Here is a 3,996-nt window from a genome sequence, read left to right as displayed (position 1 = left end):
GCCTTCAACTTTATGCGCAAAGAGATAGCGCTCAAAGTGACATGACTTATCGAGTTTGGCGATTCCCATTTTCTGGAAACATTGGCTATCGATTAATATTGAATCAAAACAACGCTGAGCTTTTACAGCAAGGTAACTTCCAAAAGTCATCTCGAATTTTATTCCCCCAATCAAGCCAATTGAGTGCGGGTCAGCACTTATTGGTCGTTGAATTGGAAGGCGGTCAATTTGATGCAAACTTTGACTTCGGCCGCTTGCTAAAAACTGAAAAAGCCTCCCTACCTGTAATGTGGACTGGTGATTACAGTGAGATTGGCACGTTTGGTCTAGAAAAAGCCGGGTTCTCTTATATTCCGTTTGCAGCATTATTAAATGTGGATGCGAGCAACTTGGTTGAAGCGAAATCTGATTTGTTACAAACCAATAAAAATACGCCAATCAAACTGAACCTGATGGACAATGATTTCATGGCGGTAGGGTATCAGTTCAATGTGGACATTGTGCAGAAGCCTGAGCACGGCACCATCTCTGGCAACCAGTACCAACCTGAAGCTAACTTCGTTGGTCTGGACACTTTCCAATATCGTTTGTTGTCGGTTGATGGTGCGTACTCATCTTCAATCGTGAATGTGCAGGTGGAAGTGCTTGGCAGCAACGAAGCGCCAGTGGCCGTGATTGATGTTGATAATAAAGACATGACGGTTGGGCAGCGAGTCACGTTGTCTGCGTTAAATAGTACGGATGCTGATGGTGATGTGTTGAGTTATAAATGGGAGCAGTTGGCTGGCACTTCAGTTTCTCTTGGCAATGCAACCAGTGTTAGCACAAGCTTTACGGTGCCTCAAGGTGCAAAAGCGGGTGAGGTTCTGACATTCCGTTTAACCGTGACTGATCCTAGTAATGAAACGTCCAGTGCTACCGTCGATTTAACCATGAAAAACGCAGCGCCACTTACGCTTGCAGATACGGCGACCGTTGCCGTTGGTGAAAGTATTCTGATTGATGCAGCGAGCAATGATTCGGATGTGAACGGCGATAAACTGGTTGTAGAAAGCGTACAGAACGTAACGGGTGTGGGAAGTGCGAGTGTAGAGAATGGCAAAATCCGTTTTCAAGCACCGGATAGCCCTACTGACGGCATCAAGCTGCAATATACGGTTTCAGACGGTCATGGTGCCACTGCTACGGGGGAAGTTATCGTGACGGTTGTTGCTTCTTTGAAGACAACGACATTCAAGAACTCTGAAGGTAGCGGCAGTGTTTCTTATTGGGCTTTGATGTTACTTGCAACATTAGGCTGGCGACGTCGCGTCTAAAACGGTATTGAATTGCGGTATAAGCCACTCACATTGGGTGGCTTATTTTTTATCTGATTTGTTTTGGTTTCGTTCTCATTATCTTATGAGATGTGTTTCTCATTATTTTTAAAGCGATTTTTCTACTCTGCGGTTACCCTAGGGGCCGATTTTTATGAACTAAGGATGTTATATGTCTACCGAGGGCTTTTCTGTTTCGGAAATATGCCGAGAAGCGGCAGTGATGGTCAGAAGGAATCTACTCGCAATTGTTATTGCTTGTATTCCGTTGATTATCGTGCACTCAATTTTTGCTTTTATGTATCCTGAAATGACGGGGCAAGATCAAGCGAACGTTCAAGAAGGCAATGTCTCAGGATTTTATTTCGTCACAATTATTTTGTACCCACTTGTTGCCGCTATGGCGGCTGTGCGTGTGCATCGAATTTATTTAGTCGGTGATTACATGCACTCGGCGTTGGATGTATTTCGTTTGTCAGCTCGAGAATTCCGTTTCATAGGCTGGTGGATACTGTTTGGACTGATGATGATGCTCGTTATTGGTATCCCGATCTTTGTGTTGTCGTTTATCTACATTGCAGAAAGTGGTGAAGCCGACTTTGTTGCTATGGCTATTATCACAACGATTGCAAGCGTTCCTGGCTATTGGGTAATGGCGCGATGGTCATTTGTGTTGCCAGCGACTGCAATGGATCATCAACCGCGCAGTTTGCGTCGTTCGTGGAACCAGAGCAGAGCATACAACAAACAAGTATTCATTTTGATGGGACTAATTCCATTGGGTGCGGGCTTGCTCAGTCAGCTGATCTTTAGCCACTTTACGAATCTCTTTATGTTGAGCCTCGTCGGTGTGGCCTATGGTATTTTTGGCGCGTACCAGCTGGCATTGTTATCGTTGAGCTATAAAACGGTAGTGGATATCGAACGCGCTCGTTTTGATACGCCATCACAGCCACCAAAAACGGGTGAAGAATTTTCCGCTTAACCCTTTGATCGTTTTTACATGCTACCTCCGTTTAGGAGACGGTCTGCGGCAGGTTGATACCTTCCTGCCGCCTACGCGTTATTCACGCAAAATACCCATGCCCATTTCATGGCTGAATGACAGGGACATTCACACGTATACTCACAACAGTACTTCTTTTTATTAAGGAACCCTACATGTCCATTTGGCAACGGGTCAATTTCACCCATCGCTTTAGTCAATTACCGTCAGCGTTCTATACGTTGGTCGAGCCACAACCCTTGGACAACACTCGCTGGGTCGCTTGGAATGGTGAGTTTGCACAGCAGTTTGGTTTACCAGAAGAGCAAAACGATGAGTTATTGGCGGTTTTTTCTGGGCTAAGTGAATTCGAACAATTTCGTCCTCTTGCGATGAAATATGCAGGCCATCAGTTTGGCGTTTACAACCCAGATTTGGGCGATGGACGTGGATTACTGTTGGCAGAAATTGAGCATCAGGATGGTACTTGGTTTGATCTTCACCTCAAAGGTGCAGGGCTAACGCCTTACTCGCGAATGGGAGATGGGCGAGCGGTATTACGCTCAACTATCCGTGAGTACTTGTGCAGTGAAGCCATGGCGGGCCTTGGGGTTCCCACGACACGTGCTCTCGGTATGATGGTCAGTGATACACCTGTTTATCGAGAAAAAACGGAATCGGGCGCTTTGTTACTTCGAATGGCTGAAACCCATGTTCGATTCGGTCACTTTGAGCATTTCTTTTACACCAACCAGTTAGCAGAGCAGAAGCTGTTGGCGGATAAGGTGATTGAGTGGCACTTTGCTGACTGTGCATCGGCGGAGAAACCATATGCCGCGATGTTTGACGCCATCGTGACTAAAACAGCCGAGATGATCGCATATTGGCAAGCTTTTGGTTTTGCGCATGGTGTGATGAATACCGATAACATGTCAATTCTTGGGCAAACTTTTGATTATGGTCCGTTTGGCTTTCTTGATGATTATGAGCCGGGATACATTTGTAATCATTCAGACTACCAGGGTCGTTACGCATTTGATCAACAGCCTAGAATTGCGCTTTGGAACCTGTCAGCACTGGCGCATGCGCTATCGCCACTCGTTGAACGAGAAGACTTAGAATCGTCGTTGAGTCAATTTGAAGTTCATTTAAGCCAGCAGTTCGGCCGCCTCATGCGTGAGAAGTTGGGCTTAAAAACTAAGATAGCGGAAGACGGGCGTTTGTTTGAAGCTATGTTTGAGCTTCTTCACCAGAATAAAACGGACTACACTCGCTTCTTCAGAACACTTTCAAACCTTGATAATGCGCCTTCCCAAGCCGTAATCGATTTATTTCTCGACCGAGAAGCAGCGCGAGCTTGGCTTGAGCTGTATTTAGCTCGGTGTGAGCTAGAGGTTGATGAACTAGGGGGCCTGATTTCAACCGAACAGCGTTGCAAACAGATGCGTCAAGCCAATCCCAAATACATCTTGCGTAACTACTTGGCTCAGTTGGCGATTGATAAAGCGGAAGAAGGGGACTTTAGCGAATTACACCGATTGGCCGAACTGTTAAAACGCCCATTTGATGAGCAACCCGAGTTTGATGATTACGCGAAATTGCCACCGGAATGGGGGAAGAAAATGGAGATAAGCTGTTCTTCATAAATGGGTCATTTCCCACCCATTTGTATCTTTTTCTTGGGTGGAATTCACT

The 3,996-nt window shown here is 45.8% G+C and carries 3 protein-coding genes; all 3 read left to right on the top strand.

Features of this window, described 5'->3' with window-relative positions; translation table 11 throughout:
- The coding region (locus CAG68_RS11360; protein ID WP_161441161.1) for an Ig-like domain-containing protein at positions 1-1,316 on the top strand (1,316 nt) is incomplete at its 5' end.
- 172 nt (positions 1,317-1,488) lie between these two features.
- On the top strand, positions 1,489-2,301 hold the full coding sequence (locus CAG68_RS11355; protein ID WP_005382260.1) for a hypothetical protein: 813 nt from the start codon (positions 1,489-1,491) through the stop codon (positions 2,299-2,301).
- A gap of 176 nt (positions 2,302-2,477) precedes the next feature.
- Complete coding sequence (locus tag CAG68_RS11350; protein ID WP_053307499.1) at positions 2,478-3,947, top strand: protein adenylyltransferase SelO; 1,470 nt, start codon at positions 2,478-2,480, stop codon at positions 3,945-3,947.
- Positions 3,948-3,996 lie beyond the last annotated feature (49 nt).

The organism is Vibrio sp. V42_P2S4T144 (assembly GCF_009904715.1).
GTDB classification, from domain to species: domain Bacteria; phylum Pseudomonadota; class Gammaproteobacteria; order Enterobacterales; family Vibrionaceae; genus Vibrio; species Vibrio alginolyticus.
The sequence above is the reverse complement of the archived record's forward strand: the minus strand, read 5'-3'. Positions and strand labels throughout refer to the sequence as shown.